The sequence below is a fragment of the Paenibacillus sp. FSL H3-0469 genome, from assembly GCF_038051945.1.
Lineage (GTDB): Bacteria > Bacillota > Bacilli > Paenibacillales > Paenibacillaceae > Paenibacillus_AQ.
The window spans coordinates 386,700-411,010 of sequence record NZ_CP150302.1; the positions used below are offsets into that span (position 1 = coordinate 386,700).

22 protein-coding genes are annotated in these 24,311 nt (G+C 52.6%); 17 read left to right on the top strand and 5 right to left on the bottom strand.

Annotated features, from left to right (window positions below):
• The first annotated feature begins 54 nt into the window (after positions 1-54).
• The 8 genes from NSS83_RS01795 to NSS83_RS01830 all read left to right on the top strand — a co-directional run bounded on the left by NSS83_RS01795 (position 55) and on the right by NSS83_RS01830 (position 8,085).
• Positions 55-876, top strand: coding sequence for an Rpn family recombination-promoting nuclease/putative transposase (locus tag NSS83_RS01795; RefSeq protein WP_341186037.1), 822 nt, complete (start codon positions 55-57; stop codon positions 874-876).
• Between the two features lie 245 nt (positions 877-1,121).
• Complete coding sequence (locus NSS83_RS01800) at positions 1,122-2,312, top strand: metallophosphoesterase (RefSeq protein ID WP_341186812.1); 1,191 nt, start codon at positions 1,122-1,124, stop codon at positions 2,310-2,312.
• A gap of 273 nt (positions 2,313-2,585) precedes the next feature.
• Positions 2,586-3,038, top strand: coding sequence for a MarR family transcriptional regulator (locus tag NSS83_RS01805; protein WP_341347550.1), 453 nt, complete (start codon positions 2,586-2,588; stop codon positions 3,036-3,038).
• Between the two features lie 49 nt (positions 3,039-3,087).
• Entirely contained in the window at positions 3,088-3,903 is an 816-nt protein-coding gene (locus NSS83_RS01810) for an SDR family oxidoreductase (protein WP_341347551.1), read from the top strand.
• Positions 3,904-3,940: 37 nt separating this feature from the next.
• Positions 3,941-4,618 carry a response regulator transcription factor gene (locus tag NSS83_RS01815; protein ID WP_341186034.1) on the top strand — a complete coding sequence of 226 codons (678 nt, stop codon included), beginning with the start codon at positions 3,941-3,943 and terminating at the stop codon, positions 4,616-4,618.
• A complete protein-coding gene (locus NSS83_RS01820; RefSeq protein ID WP_341347552.1) occupies positions 4,615-6,003 on the top strand; it encodes a HAMP domain-containing sensor histidine kinase in 1,389 nt (462 codons plus the stop codon). Before NSS83_RS01815 ends, NSS83_RS01820 begins: the two co-directional genes overlap by 4 nt.
• 283 nt (positions 6,004-6,286) lie before the next feature.
• Positions 6,287-7,411, top strand: coding sequence for an ABC transporter permease (locus NSS83_RS01825; RefSeq protein ID WP_341186032.1), 1,125 nt, complete (start codon positions 6,287-6,289; stop codon positions 7,409-7,411).
• Positions 7,408-8,085: an ABC transporter ATP-binding protein gene (locus NSS83_RS01830; protein WP_341186031.1), complete on the top strand. Its 678-nt coding sequence runs from the start codon at positions 7,408-7,410 to the stop codon at positions 8,083-8,085. The genes NSS83_RS01825 and NSS83_RS01830 overlap by 4 nt, the downstream gene beginning before the upstream one ends.
• Positions 8,086-8,274: 189 nt before the next feature.
• Here the strand turns inward: NSS83_RS01830 and NSS83_RS01835 are convergent, their stop codons facing one another.
• Positions 8,275-9,129: an SDR family oxidoreductase gene (locus NSS83_RS01835; protein ID WP_341186030.1), complete on the bottom strand. Its 855-nt coding sequence runs from the start codon at positions 9,127-9,129 to the stop codon at positions 8,275-8,277.
• A gap of 47 nt (positions 9,130-9,176) precedes the next feature.
• On the bottom strand, positions 9,177-9,869 hold the full coding sequence (locus NSS83_RS01840; protein ID WP_341347553.1) for a GntR family transcriptional regulator: 693 nt from the start codon (positions 9,867-9,869) through the stop codon (positions 9,177-9,179).
• 154 nt (positions 9,870-10,023) lie between these two features.
• Between NSS83_RS01840 and uxaC the strand changes: the two genes are divergently transcribed.
• Positions 10,024-11,433, top strand: a complete 1,410-nt coding sequence (gene uxaC / locus NSS83_RS01845; RefSeq protein WP_341347554.1) for a glucuronate isomerase — start codon at positions 10,024-10,026, stop codon at positions 11,431-11,433.
• Positions 11,434-11,621: 188 nt separating this feature from the next.
• Here uxaC and NSS83_RS01850 read toward each other — a convergent pair whose 3' ends face one another.
• Positions 11,622-12,461 (bottom strand): AraC family transcriptional regulator, encoded by an 840-nt coding sequence (locus NSS83_RS01850; protein ID WP_341186027.1) that lies wholly within the window; start codon positions 12,459-12,461, stop codon positions 11,622-11,624.
• Positions 12,462-12,620: 159 nt separating this feature from the next.
• Between NSS83_RS01850 and NSS83_RS01855 the strand changes: the two genes are divergently transcribed.
• From NSS83_RS01855 to NSS83_RS01870, 4 genes are read left to right on the top strand one after another with little or no spacing between them, the layout of a single operon-like run.
• Positions 12,621-13,784, top strand: a complete 1,164-nt coding sequence (locus tag NSS83_RS01855; RefSeq protein ID WP_341347555.1) for a Gfo/Idh/MocA family oxidoreductase — start codon at positions 12,621-12,623, stop codon at positions 13,782-13,784.
• 52 nt (positions 13,785-13,836) lie between these two features.
• Positions 13,837-14,613: a sugar phosphate isomerase/epimerase gene (locus NSS83_RS01860; RefSeq protein ID WP_341186025.1), complete on the top strand. Its 777-nt coding sequence runs from the start codon at positions 13,837-13,839 to the stop codon at positions 14,611-14,613.
• Entirely contained in the window at positions 14,610-15,698 is a 1,089-nt protein-coding gene (locus NSS83_RS01865) for a Gfo/Idh/MocA family oxidoreductase (RefSeq protein ID WP_341186024.1), read from the top strand. The genes NSS83_RS01860 and NSS83_RS01865 overlap by 4 nt, the downstream gene beginning before the upstream one ends.
• Before the next feature lie 38 nt (positions 15,699-15,736).
• Positions 15,737-16,753, top strand: coding sequence for a Gfo/Idh/MocA family oxidoreductase (locus NSS83_RS01870; RefSeq protein ID WP_341186023.1), 1,017 nt, complete (start codon positions 15,737-15,739; stop codon positions 16,751-16,753).
• Between the two features lie 84 nt (positions 16,754-16,837).
• On the opposite strand, the gene NSS83_RS01875 is transcribed toward NSS83_RS01870, so the two are convergent.
• Positions 16,838-17,398 carry a TetR/AcrR family transcriptional regulator gene (locus tag NSS83_RS01875; protein WP_341347556.1) on the bottom strand — a complete coding sequence of 187 codons (561 nt, stop codon included), beginning with the start codon at positions 17,396-17,398 and terminating at the stop codon, positions 16,838-16,840.
• A 360-nt stretch (positions 17,399-17,758) separates the two neighbouring features.
• On the opposite strand from NSS83_RS01875, the gene msrA reads away from it, so the two are divergent.
• Positions 17,759-18,274 carry a peptide-methionine (S)-S-oxide reductase MsrA gene (gene msrA / locus NSS83_RS01880; protein ID WP_341186021.1) on the top strand — a complete coding sequence of 172 codons (516 nt, stop codon included), beginning with the start codon at positions 17,759-17,761 and terminating at the stop codon, positions 18,272-18,274.
• A gap of 203 nt (positions 18,275-18,477) precedes the next feature.
• Positions 18,478-19,848: a glycoside hydrolase family 64 protein gene (locus tag NSS83_RS01885; protein WP_341186020.1), complete on the top strand. Its 1,371-nt coding sequence runs from the start codon at positions 18,478-18,480 to the stop codon at positions 19,846-19,848.
• Here NSS83_RS01885 and NSS83_RS01890 read toward each other — a convergent pair.
• On the bottom strand, positions 19,829-20,884 hold the full coding sequence (locus NSS83_RS01890; protein ID WP_341186019.1) for a hypothetical protein: 1,056 nt from the start codon (positions 20,882-20,884) through the stop codon (positions 19,829-19,831). The two genes, NSS83_RS01885 and NSS83_RS01890, sit on opposite strands and share 20 nt — an antisense overlap.
• Before the next feature lie 73 nt (positions 20,885-20,957).
• Here NSS83_RS01890 and NSS83_RS01895 point away from each other — a divergent pair, with 73 nt between their 5' ends.
• Together NSS83_RS01895 and thrS are read left to right on the top strand one after the other, a co-directional pair.
• Positions 20,958-21,686: an HAD family hydrolase gene (locus NSS83_RS01895; RefSeq protein ID WP_341186018.1), complete on the top strand. Its 729-nt coding sequence runs from the start codon at positions 20,958-20,960 to the stop codon at positions 21,684-21,686.
• A 652-nt stretch (positions 21,687-22,338) separates the two neighbouring features.
• The gene (gene thrS, locus NSS83_RS01900; protein ID WP_341186017.1) at positions 22,339-24,252 is read left to right on the top strand and encodes a threonine--tRNA ligase; all 1,914 of its coding nucleotides are present in this window, start codon (positions 22,339-22,341) and stop codon (positions 24,250-24,252) included.
• Positions 24,253-24,311 lie beyond the last annotated feature (59 nt).

Below are 24,311 nucleotides of genomic sequence, written 5' to 3' on the forward strand. Positions count from 1 at the left end.
TCAGAAAGGATAAAATGTTATACTGAAAATAATCAGGAATGGAGTGAGAGGCTCATGCTTGAACTGCTTGATCCGCGGGTAGATGTTATTTTTAAACGAATTTTCGGCAGTGAGCATAATAAGGATGTACTGCTGGCTTTTCTGAACAGCACATTCCGCGAGGCGGGAGAACCCCCTCTGACTGAGATTGTCTTGCTTAATCCTTACACGGAACCTGATAGTCCGAACGATAAGCAATCGATTATGGACATTAAGGCCAAGACGGCGAAGGGCGAGCTTTTAAATATTGAAATGCAGTTATTTAACCCTTATCATATGGAAAAACGTACGCTATTCTATTGGTCTGAAATGTATTATCATCAGATTCCTAAAGGCGGAAATTACAATACGTTGAAGAAATGTGTGACTATTAATATACTGAATTATTCTTGTCTGCCTAATGACCGTTATCATAATGTATTTCATCTTCGGGAGGACCGTACAGGAATTCCGCTGCTGGATGATATTGAAATTCATGTGATTGAGCTGACCAAGCTGAGTGAACATGCGGTAGAGCTCGAAGAAGGCGGGCTGGTGAACTGGCTGCTGTTTCTAAAGGGAGTCGATCAATCCAATTGGGAGGTGCTGACCATGAAAGAGCCGATGCTGAAAAAAGCGATGGACACGCTAGAGTTTCTAAGTCAGGACGCGGCAGCGCGAATGGCTTATGATGCCCGAATGAAGGCGCTGAGCGATGAGCATTCCCGTATTGAAGGAGCCAAGGCTGAAAATAGCAAAGAAATTGCTATTAAACTTCTGGATCGCGGCATAGACCTGCAAACTATTTCCGAAGCCACCGGCTTATCGGTTGAAGACATTAAGGGACTGAGACAATAAGCAAAAGCGAAGGGTCTAATTCAGCTGGTTGCACACAGTTACACACTACTAACTACGCATCACTAATTTAAGCATTCCATGGACGGCAGCCGCAGGGCTGTCTTTCTTTTTTCTTTTTTGTCCAATGGGAACTCAGGTTTATCACAGGTTGACGGCACAGTTTATACCTGGTGAATACTTTGTGTTATGATTTGAAGTAGATAGGATAGAAACTTACTTTAAGGGAGTGGAATGAAGTGAAAAATATGCGGATGCTGGCCGGGGCTGCGGTCATGGTGCTGGTGCTTGGACTGGTGAACGTCTACATTGGATGGCATCTGTCCATATTGCTCCAGGCATGGCTGCCGGGGATGAATACTGCTGCGTACTGGACTGTCTTTCTTGTCATTTCCTTCTCTTATATGATTGGCCGGGTGCCGCTGCCGCAGGCGCTCAGACCGGTAGGCCGGTTGTTCAAGGTGATCGGCTCTTATTATCTGGCTTGTATGGAGTTCGCTGTGATCATGCTGCCGCTGACCGATCTGCTCTATGGTGTGCTGGCGCTCGCAGGCGCGAATCTCTCCGCATTCGTGACGGAAGCCGGGACTACAGTGCTGGTATTGCTCGCCGTCTTCCTGATCTGGGGATCGCGCAATGCCTGGAGTACTGTGGTGCGGACCCACCGGCTTAAGGTGGACAAATCCATCGGAACCAGCGTTCCGCTGACGGTAGCCGTAGCCTCTGACCTCCATCTGGGCAACATTGTCGGCAACCGCCATCTGCGCAGAATGGTCAGGGAGATGAACGCGATGAACCCGGATATCATTCTGCTGGCTGGGGATGTGCTGGATGACAGCATTGAGCCTTTTCTCCGCAATGGGATGGAGCAGCAGCTGAAGCAGCTGAAGGCACGTTATGGGGTCTACGCTGTGCTGGGGAATCACGAATACTACGGCGGTTCGATTGCGCAGTATTCGGAGGTTATGCGGAGTGTTGGCATTCAGGTGCTGCAGGATGAAGTGGTGGAGACTTCGGGAGTCTACGTGGTCGGACGCAAAGACAAGACTGCTGAAGCTATGGAGGCCGGTGGACGGCTCAGCGTAGAAGCTTTACTGGAGGGTCTTGACCGCAGCAAGCCGATTCTGATGATGGACCATCAGCCGACTGGCTTCGGCATCGCTTCAGAGGCTGGAGTAGATGTGCTGCTGTCAGGACATACCCACCGGGGGCAGATTGCACCGAATCACTGGATTACCCGGCGCCTGTTCGAACTGGATTGGGGCTATCTGCTCAAAAACAAGCTGCATGTCATCGTCTCATCCGGCTACGGAACCTGGGGACCGCCGATCAGGCTGGCTAGCCGCTCGGAGCTGATCAAGCTGGAGCTTGTGCTGGATGGCAGCATGAGCTACGGTGAAGAAGCGGTGTCATCTGCGGCTAAGCCTGTCTTAATCTAACAGAATACTGCATCTGGCTGGATTATGAGCCCCCTGTCTTCCCCGTGAAGGACAGGGGGTTTTTCGAAATATAAGAAATTATATGTTTCACACAATAACTTATCCTTCTATTTCTCGCTGAAACGGTACCGTCCTTTAAAAGGACGGCAAAGCCGTTTCCACTTGTATGGATATGGGGAGAGCAGCGCTATGCCTTTGACAATCCTGGCGGAACCTGTTATTCTGTCTGTGAATATAGTTAAGCTATTAACTAAATGGAGTTGACCACTGTTCATGGATGATTTGCAAAAGTTTGTGACGGAGCTGCCGCTCGCCAATGAGTTGTTCTTCGCCTTGGTGGAAGCGACAGCAGGAACCGTAGCCGTCTCCGAGAAATACTGGCAGGCGCAGGGGCTTAACGGGGCCAGAATCCGTGTACTCGTGGAGATCGCGAAGCACGGGGGAACGATGTTGCCTTCGCTGCTTGCCGCGAGGATTGGGGTAACCAAGGCCAATATCAGCCTGCTGCTGACTCCGCTGGAAAAGGATGGATATATCACACGGGCTGGTCATGCGCACGATGGGCGTAAGACGGTCATTTCGCTGACGGAAGCAGGCGGGCGCCTGCTTATGGAACAACTGCCGGGGAACCGGGAAGCGGTCGCGGCTGTAATGAACCGGCTGGATGAGACGGAGCTGCACCTGCTGCTGGAGCTGCTTAATAAGCTGGTCCGGGGACAAGGTTAGCAGCACTAGCTGCTGCTCGTTACCCGATAAGATTGAGGAGGAAGCAATTATGACAATTATGATCACTGGAGCCACCGGACAACTGGGGCGTCTAATTATTGAACAATTACGTCAGCGTCTCCCGGCCGGACAGATTGTTGCCGGAATTAGAAGAATGGAGCAAGCGGCTGATTTCCGGGAGAAGGGGATTGAAGTCCGTTATGCCGATTATGATCAGCCGGCATCACTGGATGAAGCCTTCCGCGGGATTTCCCGGCTGCTGCTCATTTCCAGCTCGCATACAGATGATGAGGTGCGTCTCGCCCAGCATAAGCGTGTTATTGATTCAGCGAAGCGAGGCGGGGTCCGGCATCTGCTTTATACAGGTTTTGCTTTTCCGCAGCATAGTACGGATCGGAGTACTCCAGGGAATGTGCACACTCTGACGGAGCAGGCAATCATAGAGTCCGGTATGGACTATACCTTTTTGCGAAACGGATTGTATATGGACTTTGTAGGAGTACTGGGTCTGAAGGAGGCTATCTCCAGTGGGGTACTGGCTACGGCGCCGGGAGAATGGAGGTTCAATTCGGTAACACGCGCAGACCTGGCTCTGGCTTCGGCTGCTGTGCTTGGGAGTGGGGAGTCCGGCAATCAGGTGTATGAGCTGGCTGCTTCCCGAACCTGGGATTTCGCAGATCTGGCTGAAGTGTTGACTGAGGTTGCCGGGAAGCCTGTTGTCCATGTTCAGGATGCGAGTGTTCAGCACTGGATCTACACTTGGCTCCGCAAGCTGGATACGGATTCCACCTCCGGGGACTTGGAGCGGCTTATGGGCAGACCGGTCACCCCGCTGAGGGACAGTATTCTGCCTTTTATAGTATGATGACATTGATCAGGCAAGCCGGAGGGGGCGTAGGAAATTGAAAAAGATACTGGTAGCCGACGACGATGTTCATATCCGCACGCTGCTGCGGCATGTTCTTACCAGAGAGGGATATCAAGCGATAGAAGCCGGAGACGGGCTGGAAGCGGCGGCACGCATGAAGGAGCAGACAGTGGATCTGGCAGTGGTGGATGTGATGATGCCGCATATGGACGGATTGGAGCTGTGTGCATACATAAGGGAGAACTATGATATTCCCGTCATTCTGCTGACGGCCCGTCAGCAGCTCAGCGATAAGGAGCAGGGGTATCTGCACGGGACGGATGATTATGTGACCAAGCCTTTTGAGCCGGAGGAGCTGCTCTTTCGCATCAAGGCCTTGTTCCGCCGTTATTCCATCGCCTCGGATGACCGGATTCGCCTGAACTCGCTGGTGATCGACCGTAAGAATTACGAGATCACTGACGGGACGGAGGTGCTGCTGCTGCCGGTGAAGGAGTTCGAGCTGCTGGCCCAACTGGCCCAATATCCGGGACGTCTGTTCACGCGTGGCGAGCTGATTGAGCTGGTCTGGGGAGCGGACTACGAAGGGGACGAGCGGACGGTAGATGTGCATATCAAGCGCCTGCGTCAGCGGTTCAGCGAATACCAGAATGATTTTATCATCCGCACGGTCCGGGGTATTGGCTACAAAGTGGACATGGTGAATTCATGAGATCGCTCTATGTACGGATGAGTATCATCTTCTGCTCGGTAATTATGATCAGCAGTGTGCTGGGATTTTTGGTCTCCAACCTGTACTATCAGTCCCAAATCAAGCCGAAAAATGATGCTAAGCTGACCCGGATGGCCATAGGTTTGCAGCAGTTCATCGAGGATCACCCGGATTCGGTGGAGGAATATCTCCTGAGTACAGCTTCCCTGGGGTATAAGATGTATCTGGTCAACGCTGACGGGGAAGAACGTTTCTACGGCCTGCCTTTTCGCAAAAATGACCTCAGGGAAGAGGCACTGCACAGTGTGCTGGACGGGGAGATCTACCATGGGGTGGGGAATTTCCCCGGCCAGCTGTTCGTGACAGGCTTCTTCGATAATCAGCTCAGCAATTCCATTGGAGTGCCGGTCCATATTAACGGGGAGACCTATGCCCTGTTCATGCGTCCGGATGCTCAGGTGCAGTTCGGGGAGCTGCGGATCTTTTTTGTCGTGATCATCGGGGTCATTATTCTGCTAAGCCTGTGGTTCATGCTGATTACTGTATTTCATGTGGTGCGGCCGATTACCCGGTTAACTGAAGCCACGCTTAAAATCTCCAAGGGGCGCTACGACATCAAGCTCTACACCGCACGCCGCGACGAGATCGGCCAACTGGCTTCCCACTTCATGACGATGAGCCGCGAGCTGGAGCGCACGAACCGGGCAAGACAGGAGTTTGTCGCCAATGTCTCACATGAGATTGAGTCACCGCTAACCTCCATTCAGGGCTTCGCCCATGCACTACAGGACGGTACTCTGCCGGAAGCCCAGCGTCTGGAGTATCTGTCCATTATCGGGGAGGAGAGCCGGCGGTTGTCCATGCTCAGCACGCAGCTGCTTACCTTGTCCTCACTGGATTATGACGAGCATGCTCTGCAGAAAAGAAGCTTCGATCTGCGCGCCCAGCTGCGTCAGGTGATTCAGATTATGGAGTGGCATCTTACGGAGAAGGAGCTGGCGGTAAGGCTGCATGCCGCAGACATCACGTTTACGGGCGATTCCAATCTGCTCTATCAGGTGTGGATGAATTTGTTGACGAATGCGGTCAAATACACCCCGGTGGGCGGGACCCTCAGCATTGCAGCCCATGTGGAGGGCCAGCAATGTATTGTAACGGTGACCGACAACGGTGCGGGCATTCCGGCAGAGCAGCTGCCGATGATCTTCGACCGGTTCTATAAGGTGGACCAATCGCGGTCCCGTGAGCCGGGTAGCAGCGGGCTGGGGCTGGCCATTGCCCAAAAGATCGTCCAGGCGCATGGCGGAACCATCGAGGTGACGAGCACAGTAGGGGAAGGAACTACGTTCACTGTCACTCTGCCCTGCCACCCTGCCACTATATAGGTTGAACTAATAATTTATAGTTAAGGGAAAAGTGGCGGAGGGGAATTTTGGAACTGGAGGAGCGGTAGCATCCGCCTTTGTCTGCGGATTTCAACCGTTAATAACGGTATAAATCATGAAATTTGCAGAAGGGCAGCGGCCGGAAGTCCAAAACTTCTCTGGAGTCACGGTAATCCCAAAACATAGATCTTTAAGTTCAATCTATATAGTGTAATTCTTTATTCATACTCCGTTCATCTTCACTCTCTAAACTGTGGATATACAGATTAGAAGGAGTGGTTATATGTTCTTGGCAATTCGGGAGATGAGGCACTCCAAAGCACGTTACGGCCTCATTATGGTGATTATGCTGCTGGTATCATTCCTGGTGCTGTTCGTCACAGGCCTGGCCAGAGGTCTGGCTTATGCTAATATTTCAGCGCTGAAAAATATGCCCGCCAATTATTTTGCCGTGCAGAGCGACGCGGATCATACCTTCAGGCGTTCACAATTAACGGATACGGAGCTTGCGGCTGCCCGGTCGGTAGCCGGAGAGGCGAACGCGACTCCACTGGGGGTACAGACCAGTACTATTACAGCGGCCGGTGCGGATGTGAAGGCGGATATTACGTTTTTTGCTGTAGATATGACGGGGATGCTGGCTCCTGAAGTAACGGAAGGTGCCGGACTCACCAATGAGGCTCAAGGCAGCGCGGTTGCAGATTCGAAACTGGAGCAGTCCGGCGTTACCATTGGCAGTACGATCCGTGACCAGGCTTCCGGCATGAGCTGGACGGTTACAGGCTTCGTGAAGGATAGCTCCTACAGCCATACTCCGGTGGTCTATATCAATCAGCTGGACTGGCAGGCGATGAAGCAAGGAGCGGTTAAGGAAGGCGGCAGCGCAGGTAATGCCAATGCCCCGTACAATGTGATCGCGCTGGATGTAACAGCGGCTCAAGCTTTGCAGATTGCGGATCAGCAGCAGTCCATAGAGGTAATTACGCAAAAACAGGCGATTGCCAGTGTTCCCGGTTATTCCGCCGAGCAAAATTCGCTGCTGATGATGATTGTGTTCCTGTTCGTAATTGCTGCAGTAGTTCTTGCTGTATTCTTCTATGTCATTACGATCCAGAAGACCAGCCAATTCGGTATCCTGAAGGCGATGGGGACTAAGATGTCCTATCTGGCCTGGAGTGTAGTCGGTCAAGTGATGCTGCTGTCTGTCGCCAGTCTGGCGCTGGGCATTCTGCTTACGCTTGGGATGAATATGGGCCTGCCCGACACGATGCCTTTTGAGCTGGACGGACAGACGATGGCGATGACCAGTCTGCTGTTCATAGGGATGTCCTTGCTGGGCTCGTTAATTTCGGTAGCAAGAGTAGCCAAGGTGGATGCCTTGGAAGCGATAGGGAGGACTGGAGCATGAGTGCGAAATTAGTGATGAAGCAGGTAACCAAGACTTACGGGGATGGGGACCGGGCTATGACCGTGCTGAACCATCTGGACCTTACGGTGAACGAGGGCGAATTCATAGCAGTACTGGGGCCATCCGGCTCCGGCAAAAGCACGTTTCTCTCCGCAGCCGGTGCGCTGCTCACACCTACCAGCGGAGAGATTCTCCTCGACGGTGAATCGCTGCGTGACAAGGACAAAGGGGCACTAACGGAGCTGAGGCTGAAAAAAATCGGCTTCATGTTCCAAAGTGCGCAGCTGCTGCCGTTCCTGAAGGTAGAGGAGCAATTGCTCTATGTCGCGAAGCTGGCTAAGCTCAGCCAGAAGGAAGCGAAGGTGCGTGCCGCCTATCTGCTGAAGCGTCTGGAAATCTGGGAACGCCGCAACCATTACCCCGAACAGCTGTCCGGGGGCGAGAAGCAGCGGGTGGCGATTGCCCGGGCATGGATGAACAAGCCGGCCATTCTGTTCGCGGATGAACCTACAGCCAGCCTGGATTACAGCCGCGGCCGGGAAGTCGTGCGGATGATCGCCGACGAGGTGCGGAGCGAAGGCAAGGCCGCCGTGATGGTGACTCATGACGAACGGATGCTGGACTGGTGCGACCGGGTGCTGCATCTGGAGGATGGTGTGCTGGTTGAAGCTTAGGGAAGAGATGATCCTGCCCTGCGGGTGAAGAATGTTTGGCCCCCTAAGCCCAAATAGCCCGACTATTCACCACGCGGCGTAAATTGTATTCGGTTTTTCGCATACAAATGGCCTGTCACTTCGCGGCTGAACAAAAAACCTGAACCTCAGAAAACGAGGTTCAGGTTTTTTGTTATTGATATCTCAGGCCTACACGCCGGAATAGGCCATGAAGCCTCCATCCACTGGCACAGTGATGCCGGTAATGAACCCGGACATGTGCTCATCGGCCAGCCAGAGCAGGGTGCCGAGCAGATCCTCCGGTGTGCCGAAGCGGCGCATCGGGGTCTGGGAGATGATTTTGAGCGAACGTTCGGTTAATTCACCCTTCGGGTCCTTCAGCAGCTGTTCATTCTGTGCCGTGACGAAGAAGCCGGGGGCGATGGCATTCACCCGTATGCCGGACTCTGCCAGATGCACCGCAAGCCACTGTGTGAAGTTGTTGATGCCTGCCTTGGCCGCGCTGTAAGCCGGAACCTTGGTGAGCGGCGAAGCGGCGCTCATGGAGGAGATGTTGATCACCGCAGCTCCAGGGCGTCCGAGCATCTGCTTGGCGAAGATTTGGGTTGGAATTAATGTTCCGGTCAGATTGAGGTCAAGGACCGTGCGGAAGCCGTTCACAGACAAATCGAAGAAGGAGACAATATCGGGATTCTCCAAATCTCCCGGCTCCAAGGTCTCCTTGGTGGTAATCGCCGAAGGCTGATTGCCACCGGCTCCATTGATTAACAAGTCGCAGGGACCCCACTGCTTGTGGATCTCATCTGCTGCCTGCCGGACACTCCCGGCATCCATAACGTCGCAGGCCAAGGCCAGAGACTGGCCGCCGCCGGAAGTGATCTGTGCAGCCAGAGCCGCTCCCTTGGCTTCCGTACGGTTCAGAATAGCGACCTTCATGCCTTGGCGGGCCAGCTCCAGCGCCATGGCGCTGCAAAGGGCCCCGGCTCCTCCGGTAATTACAGCAATCTTGCCTGCCAGTGCAGGCTGTAATGCCAACTCGGTCATAATGATCCAACCCTTCTTGGTGAAAGTATGATTAGCGTCAGGTTCTATCAGTCTGCGGATCTTTGCTTATAATATTGCGGATATTTCTCCATCAGCATCTCCTGGTCGGCGATTGTCAAGGCCATATGCTCCTGCATAATCTGATCCCCTTGTAGAATATTATGCTGCTCAATCGCTTCATATAGACTATAATGCTGCCGGTACAGATGCTCCCAGTTGTGATCTGCCGTGAGCTTGAGCATCCGGCTGCGGTTCAGGTGAACCTTGATCTGCTGGATGACCTCCCAGGTGTTCTTTTTATTGCAGCCCATGAAAATCACATGATGGAACTCTTCGTCCAGCATGAACATTTCTTTATAGTCCTGGTCCTCGATGCAGAGCTTCTGCTTATCCAGATTGGCCTTCAGATCAATAAGCTTCCTGGCTTGAAAGGTGTTGCACGCTTCCCAGATGACCGCCCGCTCCAGATGCTCGCGCATGAAGCGGGCTTCTTCCACGAGCTCGGAATCAATCAGCGAGACCACCGTCCCCCGCTGGGGATATACGGCAAGCAGGCCCTCCTGGGCCAGACGGACAAAAGCCTCCCTGACCGGAGTGCGGCTGACACTGAACTTCAGCGAAATCTCCTTCTCCGAAATCCCGGTTCCGGGCGGCAGCTCCAGCAGCAGAATCTGATTCTTCAGTGAACGATACACGATGTCCCTTGTGGAGAGTGCTTGTGTACCTATAGTGTATTCCATCGTGTAACCCTCCTGTTATAGTTATTGTAAGCACTACCATACTACCATACTTGTATGGTAGTATGGTAGTGCTTACGGGCAGAAGCGTCTGCCGTTCGTTTCAGGACGGTATCCGTGGCCCGCCAATATCATAGACGAGAGGCAGGAGAACAATATGAGTACCTCATCTTTTATTCATGACGACTGGCTGCTGTTAAGTTCAAGTGCACAGAGACTGTATCACGATTATGCCGCCGCAATGCCGATTTACGATTTCCACAGTCATCTGAATCCGCAGGAGATCAGCAGTAACCGCAGGTTCCGCAATATCGCTGATCTCGCCTTATCCGGGGACCATTACAAGTGGCGGGCGCTTCGCTGGCTGGGTGTCGACGAACAGCTAATTACCGGGAATGCGCCGGACAAAGACAAATTCATGGTCTGGGCGCGCTCCCTGCCTGAGATGGTGGGCAATCCGCTATACCACTGGACTCATCTGGAGTTGAAGCGTTACTTCGGGATCGACGAGCTGCTCTCCGGGGAGACAGCGGAGAGTGTGTGGGAACGCTGCAATGAGCAGCTCCAGGGAGATGATCTGACTACGCAGGGCATTCTCAAAAAGCTCAATGTCAATGTGGTCTGCACAACGGATGATCCTATTGATTCACTGGAGCATCACATTCAGCTTAAGAAGGATAGCGCACTTCAGACGGTAGTCGCCCCGACCTTCAGACCGGACCGGGTACTGAACATCCGTGATGAAGGATTCAGCGGATACGTGGGCCTGCTTGGTGAGGCGAGCGGTCTTGAGATCCACGATTACGCCGGGTTCCTCGAGGCTGTGACGGCGCGGATCGATTATTTCCATGAGCATGGCTGCCGGCTGTCGGATCAGGCCTTCGGCGAGCTGCCGCATGCCCAGTCTACAGAGCATGAAGCGGCCTACATATTCGCCCGGGCCTTCAAAGGGGAAGAGATCAGCCCGCAGGAGGAACAGAAGTTCCAGAGCCATACGCTGATCAAATTAGGCAGACTCTATCATGAGCGGGGCTGGAGCATGCAGCTGCATATCGGAGCGCTGCGCAACAACAACGCACGGATGTTCAGTACCCTCGGCAAGGACAGCGGCTTCGATTCAATTCTGGATTTCAATATGGCCCGCAGTCTCAACGCGCTGCTGAATGAGCTGGATGCCAGCGGACAGCTGCCGAAGACTATCGTCTACACACTGAAACCTTCGCAATATGAGATGATCGCCACCGCGATTGGCAACTTCCAGGGGGCCGGCATCAAGGGCAAGGTGCAGATGGGCTCCGGCTGGTGGTTCCATGATCAGAAGGAGGGGATGCTGCAGCAGTTGAAGGCGCTCGCAAGCATCGGCCTGATCAGTCCTTTTGTCGGCATGCTGACAGACTCCCGAAGCTTCCTCTCCTTCACGCGTCATGAATACTTCCGTCGCATTCTCTGCAACCTGTTTGGAACGTGGATGGAAGAGGGAGACCTGCCGAGAGATTATACCTTGATCGGCCGGACAATTGAGAATATATGCTACAACAATGCGGATGCGTATTTCGGGATCAAATAGAGATCGGGAGTGCACCATAGCATCCGTTGTTTGAAAAAGCATAAAAAATCAGCAGGTCTCCTAGAGAGGCGTGCTGATTTTTTTATTATTCAGGAATGATGTCTTTCAAGGCACAACACCAGCATAAAAATGAGCAGCGTGCCTAGAATACTCGCAGGGTCATTACGTTCTGATACTTCCGGTGCATTCTATCTCGTACTGCTCCGGTAAGCAGAAGGGGATACGCCGGTCGACTTCTTGAACACCTTGGAAAAGTGGGCCAGCTCCATGCCGACCTGCTCGGCGATACTTGAGATGCTGAAATCGGTGTAGGAGAGCTGCCTCTTGGCCAGCTCCATCCGTTTCAGCTGGACATACTGCATCGGCGGAACACCGATGAATTTCTTGAAGTAGGGAATGAAATAGTTCGGGTGCAGATGGACCCGCTCTGCCAGCTCCTCCACCGTCAGCGGCCGCATTAGCCGTTGATCGATGTAGCCCAGCACATTTGCCAGCTTACCCTGGTCGCTTGTATGCGTCAGATCGTCAAGGAAATTGCTGTAGCCTCCAGATTCCAGACAGAGGGACAGCAGTGTAAGCAGCGCGGCCTGCGTCCGAAGGGTAGCGAGGAAGCCGGTATCCTGAAACCAATCAATCATCTCCGCGAACATCGTCCGGGTGGCCTCCGGGTCAGGCACATCACAGATATAGAGCTTATTCGCTGAATGAAACAGCGGCCATTCCCCAATCTTCGCATCGAAGTGGCAATAGTAGCGTGTATAAGGATCACTACGTGAAGTATCTGTAGTCTGGGTGGAACCGGCGGGCATAATCATCAGCTGTCCGGGTCTCGGATAGTACGCCACTCCGTTGATAATCACCTTGCCTTCGCCGGAATCAATGTAGTAGAGCCGGTTGAAGGCAGGGGTCTCATTCGTCCGGTTCCAGCCCGGGTATCTGCTGGTTAACTGGGCATGGGTAACGGTAACCGTCAGGTTGTGCAGCAGGCGTCCGGTCAAATTGCCATTGCCTTTCGCAGTCATATTCATATCAGGACTCCTTCAAATAAGGCTATAAAGCTATTATAACGCTTTCATTTATCCAATGCATCTTATTATTATACAAATATACCTTAATTACAGTCATGGTCACCACCGGCAAATAGGGTTATCCTCATATCATAAACTGTTTCAGGAAGGGACTGGGAGATGGATAAGGTACGATTTGGAATTATTGGAGTAGGCAATATGGGGCGGACCCATGCACAGAGTCTGCTGAGTGATATTAAGGGAGCTGAGCTTACAGCGGTATGCGACAGCAGCCCTGAGCGGCTGGATTGGGCAGAGGAGCATTTGCCGGATAGCGTGCAGCGCTTTTTGTCGCCGGAGGAGCTGTTCAAGTCCGGGATCATTGATGCGGTGATGATTGCCACCCCGCATTATGACCATCCGCCGCTCGCGATCGAAGCGCTGGGCTACGGGCTGCATGTATTGATTGAGAAGCCCGCAGGCGTGTATACGAAGGCAGTACAGGAGATGAATGACGCCGCAGCGAAGTCTGACCGCAAGTTTGGCATTATGTATAACCAGCGGACTAACCCGCTCTATCAGAAGCTGAGAGACTTGATCCAGTCCGGGGAGCTGGGGGAGATCCGGCGTACGAACTGGATTATCACCAATTGGTACCGCTCTCAGAGCTACTATGATTCCGGCGGCTGGCGGGCAACCTGGGGCGGGGAAGGCGGCGGGGTACTGCTGAACCAGGACCCGCACCAGCTTGATCTCTGGCAGTGGACCACCGGGATGATGCCTAAGCGGGTACGCGCTTTTTGCCAGTTCGGGAAGTACCGGAATATCGAGGTGGAGGATGATGTCACCGCTTATGTGGAATATGAGAACGGTGCAACCGGGCTGTTCATCACCACTACAGGCGAAGCGCCAGGGACCAACCGGTTCGAGATTACAGGCGACAACGGGAAAATCGTTATTGAAGACGGCAAGCTGACCTTCTTCCGCCTTCGCACTCCTGAGCCGCAGTTCAATGCGGAATATACCGGAGGGTTCGGAGCACCGGAGTGCTGGAAATGCGAGATTCCGGTGGACTCGGGGAATGGAGAGCAGCATAAGGGGATTCTGCGCAACTTCACCAATGCGATTCTGCATGAGGAGCCGCTGCTGGCTCCGGGGGAAGAGGGCATTCACGGCCTGACTCTGTCGAATGCGATGTATCTGTCCGCATGGACCGACGACTGGGTGGACCTGCCGATCGACAGTGAGCTGTTCTATGAGAAGCTGATGGAGCAGGTGGAGAATTCTACTTTTCAGAAAGCGCCGGTCAGCCAGAAAGCCCTGGATGTATCGGGCACCCACTAGACTAACCTTACTCTCTTACGCAACTCAAACTTATCTAGGAGTGATGAATGCAATGAACCGTTCAACAATTGCCGCCCAAATGTATACCCTGCGAGAATATACCCAGACGCCGGAAGCCTTGCGGGAGAGCCTGCGGAAGGTGAGCAGCATCGGGTACCAGGCTGTCCAGATCTCCGGGATCGGTCCGATGGACCCTAAGCTGGTGAAGGAATATGCGGATGAATTTAATCTGAAAATATGTGCGACGCATGTTCCCTGGGACCGGCTGGTGAATGATCTGGATGCGCTCGCTGCCGAGCATAAGCTGTGGGACTGCAAATACATCGGTCTTGGTTCACTGCCAGGGGAATACCAGACCAGTCAGGAAGGCTATCGTACCTTCACCAAACTGGCTTCAGGCATTGCGCGTACGCTTAAGGAAAAGCATGGCCTGCAATTTGTGTATCATAATCATGATTTTGAATTTGAACGGTTTGACGGTCTGACCGGCATGGAAGTGATGCTGAAGGAGAGTGATCCGGAGGTCTTCGGGTTCGAGCTGGATCTGTACTGGGTGCAGGCCGGAGGCGGAGATCCTGTAGAGTGGATTCATAAAGTGGAAGGCAGAATGCAAGCTGTGCATTTCAAGGATATGGCGATTCTGAACAAGAAGCCTGTGTTCGCCGAGATCGGCGAAGGCAATATGAACTATGGAGCGATTATTGAGGCTTGCCGCAAGACAGGTGTGGAGTGGCATATCGTGGAGCAGGATGTGTGCCAGCGTGATCCGTTCGAGAGCCTGGAGATCAGTCTCCGGAATCTGCATTCCAGATTGGAGGTGAAAGCATGAGCCGCAAGGATGGAATGATGTATGCTCCGGTACATGAGGCGAAGCCTGTGGTGGGACCGGGTGAATTCGTAATCGCAGCGCTGGCATTGGATCATGGGCATATCTATGGAATGTGCAACGGACTGGTAGAAGCGGGAGCCGAGCTGAAGTGGGTATACGATCCTGACCCCGAGAAGGTAAAAGCGTTCCAGAACAAGTATCCCGGCGTCAGAGCCGCACGCTCTGCTGAAGAGATTCTTGAAGATCCTGAGGTCCGGCTCGTAGCAGCAGCGGCCGTTCCTTCGGAGCGTGGTCCGCTCGGTCTGCGGGTGATGGCACACGGGAAGGATTATTTCACGGACAAATCTCCGTTTACTTCTCTGGACCAGCTCGCAGCAGCACGCCTTCAAGTGGAGAAGACGGGACGGAAATACATGACGTACTACAGTGAGAGACTGCATGTAGAGAGCGCTGTTTATGCCGGTCAGCTGGTGCAGCAGGGGGCGATTGGCCGCGTGCTTCAGGTGATGGGGCTGGGGCCGCACCGGTTAAATGCACCCAGCCGGCCGGAATGGTTCTTCCAGCGTGACAAATACGGCGGCATTCTCTGTGACATCGGCAGCCATCAGATTGAACAGTTCCTCTTCTACGCGGGCTGCCGTGATGCCAAGGTGCTGCACAGCAAGGTCGCCAACTACAACAATCCGGCTTACCCGGAGCTGGAGGATTACGGGGATGCTACACTGGTTGGGGACAATGGGGCTACGCAGTATTTTCGTGTGGACTGGTTCACTCCTGCAGGGCTGGGGACCTGGGGCGACGGACGGACGATCATTCTCGGTACGGAAGGCTATATTGAACTGCGCAAATACAGCGATATCGGCCGCTCCAGCACCCCGGATCATGTCTTCTGGGTAGACGGTGAGGGCGAGCATTATGAGCATGTAGCCGGGAAGATTGGCTTCCCGTTCTTCGGTGAGCTGATTCTGGACTGTCTGGAACGGACGGAGAAGGCGATGACCCAGGAGCATGCGTTCAAGGCGGCTGAGCTGTGTCTGGAAGCGCAGCGGCAAGCGGTGAATCTGACCCCGGATACGCTTAAATAGGTGCAGGACAGCTAGCAGAAGATCGGAAGGTGGTTAAGATGAATACTAATGGAGCAGCGATTATCGGCTGCGGGGCGATTGCCCCGCTGCATGCCAGAGCCATTGCTTCCACCCGGAATGCGCGGCTGGTAGCCGTGGTGGACAGTGACCCTGTTCAGGCAGCACAGTCTGCTCAGGATTACGAATGTGAAGGACTGACAGATTACAGGGAGCTGCTGGAGCGAGCAGATATCAGCATCGTCCATCTGTGCACGCCGCATCATCTGCATGCCGGAATGGCGGTGGAGCTGCTGAAGGCCGGCAAGCATGTGCTGACCGAGAAACCTATGGCGCTGGATGTGCCTTCTGCCCGCTTAATGCAGGAGGCGGCGGAGCATTCTGCGGGACAACTGGGTGTAGTATTCCAGAACCGCTATAATGAACCTTCGGTGCGGATCAGACAAGTGATTGATTCCGGCAGCCTGGGCAATCTCCTCTGCATGAAGGGCCTGGTGACCTGGACCCGGACGGAGGAGTACTACACGAACAGTCCCTGGAGAGGCCGCTGGGCTACGGAAGGCGGAGGGGTATTGATCAATCAGGCTATCCATACCCTGGATCTGCTGCAATGGTTCGGCGGTGACATTGATTCCGTGAAAGGCAGTGTCAGCATTGATGTGCTGAACGATGTCATTGAGGTCGAAGACAGCGCGCATGCGTGTATCGACTTCAAGAACAAAGTGCGCGGACTCTTCTACGGGACCAATGCGTATCAGGCTAATTCACCGGTGGAGCTGGAGCTGGTCTTCGAGCAAGGGACTCTGCAGCAGCGCCGGGACAGCCTCTATCTGTGGAAGAATGGTCAGGAGACGCTGCTCTATGAGCCGCAGAGCATCAGCAGCGGAGGGAAATCCTACTGGGGCAGCGGACATTCACGGTTAATTCATGACTTCTACGACCATATCCGTGAAGGCCGCAGGTTCTGGATTGACGGTGCGGAGGGCATCAAGGCGCTCACTCTGATTGCAGAGATCTATAAGTCCTCGGGGAGCCGGAATCTGGTTCCTCAGGTCTAGTATTCATCAACTGGCTGATGCCGGAATATAGGCTGTCTCTTAGGCAGAGTTTTGCTTAAGGGATAGCCTTATTTGTGTTAGCCGTTATAGCTTAATCGCAAGCCAGCAAGCTTCAATGGTCTGCTGAATCTGCTGTTCGTTAAGCGGATACTTTCCGTCCAAATAGCCTTTGATCACAGCAATTAATATTCCGTAGATCAGCTGATAGCACAGGCATACATTCATTTCCCGGATGATTCCCTGCCGCTGGCCTTCTTCAATGATGGAGAAAATCTCTAAGGTGGAGGGAGCGGGTGTGTTCCGCAAATCCTCTGAAATATAGGGCGAAGAGCAATAGTTCTCTGTGAAATCAACCTCTTTGGGGTAGTGAAGCGAGTAGGTGGCTGTATTCTTCAGGAGACTCTTCACACGCTCGTAGATTGTTAACCCGGGATCATAGCCGTTCATGACGAACTCATTTTTATGTATGCGGACCTTTTGGTACAGCTCATTGACCAGTTGCTCTTTGTTCTCAAAATAGTGGTAGAATGTGCTGGAGCCGACATTGGCTCTCTTGAATATTTTGGCAAAAGTAACAGATTGTAAGCCCTCTTCAGTAATCAAATCAAGGGTTGCCTGAAGAATATCATCGCGTTTACCCATCATTACACCTCATTAGCGGAAAAATCATTCTATAAAATAGTACATCCCCTGCAAGGAATTGTCAATTAACAGAATATGTATTCCGCCTTAAAGTATCAAAAAGATAGATTTTGTGGTGAAACAGACAATAGAAAAGCTATATTCTAGTCATTATTCTGCAAAAAGGAATTTCCATTCCGAACATACTTGAAGTTTAATTATTCTCTTTCTGAACTATCAATAGAATAAATATTCTATTTCTAAAGTTTATCTATGGGCAATCAGTCCTAGCGATCAAATTGACTTTCAGGTTATTAGGCTTTATCTTCAGTACAGGATGTAACATGAGTCACTAGATGAGAGACAGGGAGTGGGAGGATGGCTATGGAACAGGCAATGTTTGCCGGAGGCTGCTTCTGGTGTATGGTTACACCGTTCGAAGAGCTGCCCGGCATTCACGGAATTGTATCAGGTTACGCCGGAGGAACGGTAGATAACCCTACTTATGAGCAGGTGAAGACAGGGACAACCGGTCACTACGAGGTAGTGCAGATCACTTATGATCCGGAATTATTCCCTTATGAGCGTCTGCTTGAGCTATTCTGGCCGCAGATTGACCCGACGGATGACGGCGGACAGTTTCAGGACCGGGGAACGCAGTACCGCACGGCGGTATTCTATTATACGGAAGAGCAGCGGCTGGCTGCACTGGCTTCCCGGGAGCAGGTGGCGGTTAGCGGCCGTTTCGAGCTTCCGGTAGTGACAGAGATTCTGCCTGCGCCGGTGTTTTATCCGGCAGAAGACTATCATCAGGACTATCACAAGAAGAATCCGAAGCACTATAAAGAGGACCGCGAGCAGTCCGGGCGGGATACCTTTATTTCGCAGCATTGGGAGTAGCGAATAAGATGTTGAAGCGTAAAAAAGCCTTTAATAACCAGGCGTCTGGGAATTAAGGGCTTTTTGCTATTTTTGCAGCACCAAACCAAAATATGGGAACCAAAATCCGAAATTCTGTGCCTACTAAATAGTTACCAGAGCTACTATAATCATATTTGTAAACGGATACAGAAATGCCAATATCATTCAGGAGGAATGTTAGGATGTCCAAAAAATGGCTAATGACGATGCTTGCGTTCGTGCTTCTGCTCTCATGCCTGCCCTTGTTCAATTCCAAAGCAGCCGCTGCAGACTTTACCCAAGGAGTAGACCTGTCGGGAACCTCGGCAACCATCTGGTTCAAATCTTCAGTCAATACGAGCTGGACCGATGTGCATTACAAAGTAAATTCAGGTACCCAGCTTAACTACCGTATGACTTATAACAACAGTAAAGCGCGTTATGAGCAGGTGGTTACAGGAATCGCCAGCGGCACAGCACTTTCTTACTTCTTCACCTACAACAACGGCACTCCGGCTTACGACACTAGCTGGTTTAGCTACACTGCCGGAACTGCGCCAACAACCGGGCCGACAACTCCGCCGTCAGGCTCTTCAGGCTCCATTTATTCCATTGCTGCTTCTTCAATCCCGACACCGCCTGCAGGCTCTGTCTCCGTCAAGGTCATGAACGGAACAGGCGGCGCTTATCCTGACAGCCAGATCTACTGGGGGGTGCTCGGCATCAACCCGGCCAATGGCAAATGGAGTTATCTGGACCTGAATGGCAATCTCATTCCGATCTCGAATGCGCTGAACAATGCTTCCGGCCATCTGACCAAGAGTGGTGTGAATTATGCTAATATCTATCACACGATTAATCAGGCTTCCTGGGTTACACTGCCCAAAATTACCTCCGGCCGCATGTTCCTCAGTGTAGGCACGCCGCTGTACATCAAGACCTATGACGACGGCTTTGCCGGACCGGATATCGATAATCCGACTGATCCTAACCGTAATCTCTATTTCGACTTCGTTGAATTCACGGTGGATGCTACAGGCTATCATGGCAATACCACCCGTGTAGATGCTTTCGGCTTCCCGATCCAGCACCGGCTGGTCGGCTTGTCCGGCGGTTATGACAAGACGGTAGGCGAACTGGAATCGGAGACGCGGGCCGGGATTTTCACCAAATACCAGAATGAAGTTCCTGCGGCCTTCAAATCGCTGGCAACCGATCAGGCGCCTTACCGGATTATTGCTCCAGTCCATGGATCCTTCAAAGCCGGTGGAGCCAATGCGAATTACTTCGCAGGGTATTCCAGCTATAGCACCCAGGATATTCTGCGCAATGACGGTTCGCTAATCGATGCCGCCACTTCCGCTGCGATCAACCGCCATGTCTACACCACCAGTAACTGGAACAACGTAGCGAACTATTACAATGCGGCTCCCGCCAACTTTTATGCAAAATTCTGGCATGATCACAGCATCAGCGGACTGGCATACGGCTTCCCGTATGACGATGTGAACGGCCAAGCAGCCTACCTGGAAGTTGGTGACCCTAAGGGCTTGATTATCCGCGTGGCTTGGTAAGCATAGAGCCGATGGTTTCCAGCAGCGCAGCTTCCTCAATCATCAGCAAATGAGGGGTATCGTGTAGAGAGCCGGTCCTGAATAGAAGCAGGCTGCCGACTCTCTCACACGATTGAAGCTGGGAGTACAGGGAAGGATCATCATCCATTGAAGGGAAAACTACACTCGCAGGCACGGGCTCATATCCGGCAAAAGCCCATTCAACGATCCGTTCCATCGTTCCAGGATCAAACAGAAAGAAGCGTTCATTCGTATTTTGCGTGATGGCTTGACCGTTCTGAAGATAGAGCATGCCATACCCCGGATAATTGTCTTCTTCCTCATACTCATCTTCGTAGTCCCCTTCGTGCGGGCCCTGTTCCTGTAGCAGCTCCAAGGCTGGATAGGAGAACCGGGCGTACATCTGCGTATCATTCTCCAAGGTGAACAGCTGACGGCCGTCAGGATGCCAAGCCGGCGCAATATAACATCCCTGCGGGAACATCTCCCTGCTATGTAACCCGTCCTGCTGAATAGATAATTCGTACACAGATATACCATCCTGACCAGCCGCAAGCTCCAGTGTCACAGCCTCCGCCCCTGGGATATCCATCAGCCGCAGCGCACTGTCACCGAAGGGATCTTCCAAGTCTAGTGAATGTGCTAACGTTCCGTCCCCGCTATGAAACACCGAAATCCGCAGATGTTCCCCGTCCAGCTTGGCTACAGACCAGATTAGACCCCCATCACGCGAGAAAAGAACACAGACATACGGCCCGGCTTTGCTCCATAGCAAGCGGCCCGTAAAGTCTCCTGTGCCCATTACCGCATCCTGCATAATGAAAGCCGCCAGCTCCCGCTCAGGATGGAATGAAAGAGAGTCCAGGTTAAGCGGTTGCAAGTTATAGAGCTGTCCGGCTTCACGAGGCGTGAAGTCCGCATCCAGGCGGTACACTCTGCCTTCTTTGTCATATACAACAACTTCAGTTCCGGCATTGTTCCTTGCGGCGAAGCGATAGTCGCCTATGAGTATTGTGGCGGGATTAAGCAGTATCATGATATTCCTCCTGCTCCTCGAATTGCCCTGAATTATAGCATCCTGAGGATGGAAAATAAACAGGAAGAAAGGTATGATAGATAGCAATTGCACACGAAGGGAGCATCCGGAAGAGATGAAGAACGGCTTGAAGCACATCTTATTTGATCTGGACGGCACATTGACTGACCCCAAGGAAGGCATTACCAAAAGCGTGGAGTATGCGCTTAACCAATTCAGCATAGAGGTGGAGCATCCTGACCTGCTGATTCCGTACATAGGTCCGCCGTTATACGATTCTTTCATCGAAATTCAAGGCTTCACAGCAGAGGCAGCGGCACAGGCTGTGGAGTTCTACCGGGAGCGTTACCGGACGCTGGGGATGTTCGAGAACCATGTGATTCCAGGCATACCTGAGCTGCTGGAGAGCTTGAAGGCCAAGGGATTCGAGCTGTATGTAGCAACCTCCAAGCCTATTGTGTTCGCAGAGCAGATCCTCCGGCATTATGAGCTGGACGGGTTCTTCAAGTACGCGGCTGGCAGCAATCTGGACGGAACACGCTCGAAGAAGCGCGAGGTGATTCAGCATGTACTGGATGAGAATAATCTGCTTGCTTCGCAGTCGCTGATGATCGGGGACCGGGAGCATGATATTATCGGTGCAAAAGCCTGCGGCGTAGCCTCAGTGGGCGTGTTGTTCGGCTATGGTTCCGAGGAAGAATTAACAGCGGCCGGAGCGGATTATATTGCGCATACGGTGGAAGAAGTGGGGGATATTATCCTGCGGATACAGAGGAATGAGCTGAACGGATTAAAGATTTAAGTGGTCAAGCGGGCAGTGACTTTTAAGTTTTTTTCAGCGCGGTATTGACTTCTGGCGAAGACCGTGCGTATTATGTAACCAGCAACACCATAACCAAGGCAATGACCAGAGACAGGATATCCCGTGAGGACTGACCAGAGAGAGAAGTGCAAGGTGAGAGCTTCTTACAGAGACCAGCCGGATGTTACCCCTCTATAGCCGTGACACTGAACCCTCCTGCTGTTAGCGAGGCTGTAAATGTCACCGCCCCATCCCCGTTAACGGATGCCATGAGGATTGTACTGATCACATTTCCGCCGAACAGCCGGGGGTTAAGTGACGTATAGTCGAATTAGGGTGGAACCACGAGCTTAAGACGCACTCGTCCCTTTCCGGGATGAGATGCGTTTTTTTGTGTTTTTATATACTAACCTAATATAAGAAGCACTTAATAAATAACAAAAAGCGAAAAGAAACGAAGGGGAAATTTGGAACTGGAGGAGCGGTAGCGTCCGCCTTTGTCAACGGATTTTACCCGCAAATTGCGGATTGAATCAGGAAATCTGTTGACAACAGCGGCTGGAAGTCCAAATGTTCACCGTAGTGACAATTACGCTTCTAGTTCCGATCCTAAGTGCGTCTTATATACACTCAAGAAATGGAGGCCAAAATCATGGATATTCAAGTGCAGTTGCCGGATGGAGCAAGTAGGAGGTATTCGCGTAACACCACAATTGCGCAGATTGCGGAGTCGATTAGCGTAAGTCTAAGGAAGAATGCAGTAGCCGGCAAAATCGATGGCAATCTCGTTGACCTTGATTGTCCGGTTGAAGGGGACAGCCTCGTGGAGATCGTGTCAGCGGACAGCAGCGACGGGCTGATGATTCACAGACACAGCACAGCCCATGTGATGGCCCAAGCCATCAAACGGATCTATGGAGAACGGAACGTGAAGCTGGGCATTGGTCCGGTGATCGAGGACGGCTTCTATTACGATATAGATATTGCTCAGCCTCTGTCCAGCGAGGATCTTGCTGCGATTGAGCGGGAGATGGGGAAGATCATCAAGGAGAACCTGCCGATCCGGCGCCGGGTGGTCAGCCGGGTGGAAGCGGTGCAGTTCTTTGAACAGCAGGAAGAGCCGCTGAAGCTGGAGCTGCTCCGGGATTTGCCGGAGGACGCGGTAATCAGCCTATATGAGCAAGGCGAATTCACGGACCTCTGCCGGGGGCCGCATCTGCCCTCCACTGGCCGGATCAAGGCGTTCAAGCTGCTTAGTGTTGCGGGTGCCTACTGGCGCGGGGATGCTGACAATCAGGTGCTTCAGCGGATATACGGCACAGCCTTCCTGAGCGCTGCGGCACTTGAAGCGCATCTGCACCTGCTGGAGGAAGCGAAGAAACGGGATCACCGCAAGCTGGGCAAGGAGCTAGGCTTGTTCATGTTCTCCGAGGAAGCGCCCGGAATGCCGTTTTACCTGGCCAAAGGGATGCTGATCCGCACAGCACTGGAGGATTTCTCCCGCAGGCTGCAGCGTGCCGACGGGTACGAAGAGGTCCGCTCGCCGCTGATGATGAACCGCCGTCTGTGGGAGCAATCCGGACATTGGGATCATTACAAGGATGAGATGTATTTCACGAAGGTGGATGAGACAGATTTTGCATTGAAGCCGATGAACTGTCCGGGACACATGCTGATCTACAAGAACAGCCTCCGTTCCTACCGGGATCTGCCGATCCGTATTGCGGAATACGGCCAGGTTCACCGCCATGAATCCTCCGGCGCGCTGAACGGGATGATGCGGGTCCGTACCTTTTGCCAGGATGATGCCCATTTGTTCGTGCTGCCGGAGCAGATTGAGTCCGAGATTACAAGGGTGCTGGAGCTGATCGATCAGTTCTATTCCATCTTCGGATTCGAGTACAAGGTCGAGCTGTCTACACGCCCGGAGGACTATATGGGTTCCGAAGAGCTCTGGGATCAGGCGGAAGAGTCGCTTGTGCGGGTGCTGAAGAAGAATGGAATCGAGTACCGGGTGAATGAAGGAGATGGCGCTTTTTACGGACCGAAGATTGATTTCCATGTCCTCGATGCCCTGAAGCGGAGCTGGCAATGCGGTACCATTCAACTGGATTTCCAGATGCCCGAGAAGTTCGACCTGACTTATATTGGCGAAGATAACAACAAGCATCGTCCGGTTGTCATTCATCGTGCGGTGTTCGGCTCCATTGACCGGTTCATGGGTATTCTTACAGAGCACTATAGCGGAGCGTTCCCGCTGTGGCTGTCTCCGGTGCAGGTTAAGCTGCTGCCAGTCTCTGTGGTTCATGACGAGTATGCCGAGCAGGTCAGAAGACAGCTGGCAACAGCCGGACTGCGGGTGGAGGTAGATTCCCGGAATGAGAAGCTGGGCTACAGAATCCGTGAAGCTCAGCTGGAGAAAATCCCTTATATGCTGGTGCTGGGAGATCAGGAGCAGAATGACGGGACAATCTCGGTACGAAGCCGTGCGGAGAACACATTATTCACACTGGGCGTGCCGGAGTTCATTCAGCAACTGACTGCTAAGATTGACGGATGGGAATAAATCGCTTCATATATAACAGGTGAGAAGTATAACAGGTAAAAAGATATAGGGGGAAATCA

Excerpts from the sequence above, each read along its gene's own strand:
- NSS83_RS01795 (WP_341186037.1), top strand. The coding sequence starts at position 55 with ATGCTTGAACTGCTTGATCCGCGGGTAGATGTTATTTTTAAACGAATT.
- NSS83_RS01800 (WP_341186812.1), top strand. The coding sequence starts at position 1,122 with ATGCGGATGCTGGCCGGGGCTGCGGTCATGGTGCTGGTGCTTGGACTG.
- NSS83_RS01805 (WP_341347550.1), top strand. The coding sequence starts at position 2,586 with ATGGATGATTTGCAAAAGTTTGTGACGGAGCTGCCGCTCGCCAATGAG.
- NSS83_RS01810 (WP_341347551.1), top strand. The coding sequence starts at position 3,088 with ATGACAATTATGATCACTGGAGCCACCGGACAACTGGGGCGTCTAATT.
- NSS83_RS01820 (WP_341347552.1), top strand. The coding sequence starts at position 4,615 with ATGAGATCGCTCTATGTACGGATGAGTATCATCTTCTGCTCGGTAATT.
- NSS83_RS01825 (WP_341186032.1), top strand. The coding sequence starts at position 6,287 with ATGTTCTTGGCAATTCGGGAGATGAGGCACTCCAAAGCACGTTACGGC.
- NSS83_RS01830 (WP_341186031.1), top strand. The coding sequence starts at position 7,408 with ATGAGTGCGAAATTAGTGATGAAGCAGGTAACCAAGACTTACGGGGAT.
- NSS83_RS01835 (WP_341186030.1), bottom strand. The coding sequence starts at position 9,129 with ATGACCGAGTTGGCATTACAGCCTGCACTGGCAGGCAAGATTGCTGTA.
- NSS83_RS01840 (WP_341347553.1), bottom strand. The coding sequence starts at position 9,869 with ATGGAATACACTATAGGTACACAAGCACTCTCCACAAGGGACATCGTG.
- uxaC (WP_341347554.1), top strand. The coding sequence starts at position 10,024 with ATGAGTACCTCATCTTTTATTCATGACGACTGGCTGCTGTTAAGTTCA.
- NSS83_RS01850 (WP_341186027.1), bottom strand. The coding sequence starts at position 12,461 with ATGAATATGACTGCGAAAGGCAATGGCAATTTGACCGGACGCCTGCTG.
- NSS83_RS01855 (WP_341347555.1), top strand. The coding sequence starts at position 12,621 with ATGGATAAGGTACGATTTGGAATTATTGGAGTAGGCAATATGGGGCGG.
- NSS83_RS01860 (WP_341186025.1), top strand. The coding sequence starts at position 13,837 with ATGAACCGTTCAACAATTGCCGCCCAAATGTATACCCTGCGAGAATAT.
- NSS83_RS01865 (WP_341186024.1), top strand. The coding sequence starts at position 14,610 with ATGAGCCGCAAGGATGGAATGATGTATGCTCCGGTACATGAGGCGAAG.
- NSS83_RS01870 (WP_341186023.1), top strand. The coding sequence starts at position 15,737 with ATGAATACTAATGGAGCAGCGATTATCGGCTGCGGGGCGATTGCCCCG.
- NSS83_RS01875 (WP_341347556.1), bottom strand. The coding sequence starts at position 17,398 with ATGATGGGTAAACGCGATGATATTCTTCAGGCAACCCTTGATTTGATT.
- msrA (WP_341186021.1), top strand. The coding sequence starts at position 17,759 with ATGGAACAGGCAATGTTTGCCGGAGGCTGCTTCTGGTGTATGGTTACA.
- NSS83_RS01885 (WP_341186020.1), top strand. The coding sequence starts at position 18,478 with ATGTCCAAAAAATGGCTAATGACGATGCTTGCGTTCGTGCTTCTGCTC.
- NSS83_RS01890 (WP_341186019.1), bottom strand. The coding sequence starts at position 20,884 with ATGATACTGCTTAATCCCGCCACAATACTCATAGGCGACTATCGCTTC.
- NSS83_RS01895 (WP_341186018.1), top strand. The coding sequence starts at position 20,958 with ATGATAGATAGCAATTGCACACGAAGGGAGCATCCGGAAGAGATGAAG.
- thrS (WP_341186017.1), top strand. The coding sequence starts at position 22,339 with ATGGATATTCAAGTGCAGTTGCCGGATGGAGCAAGTAGGAGGTATTCG.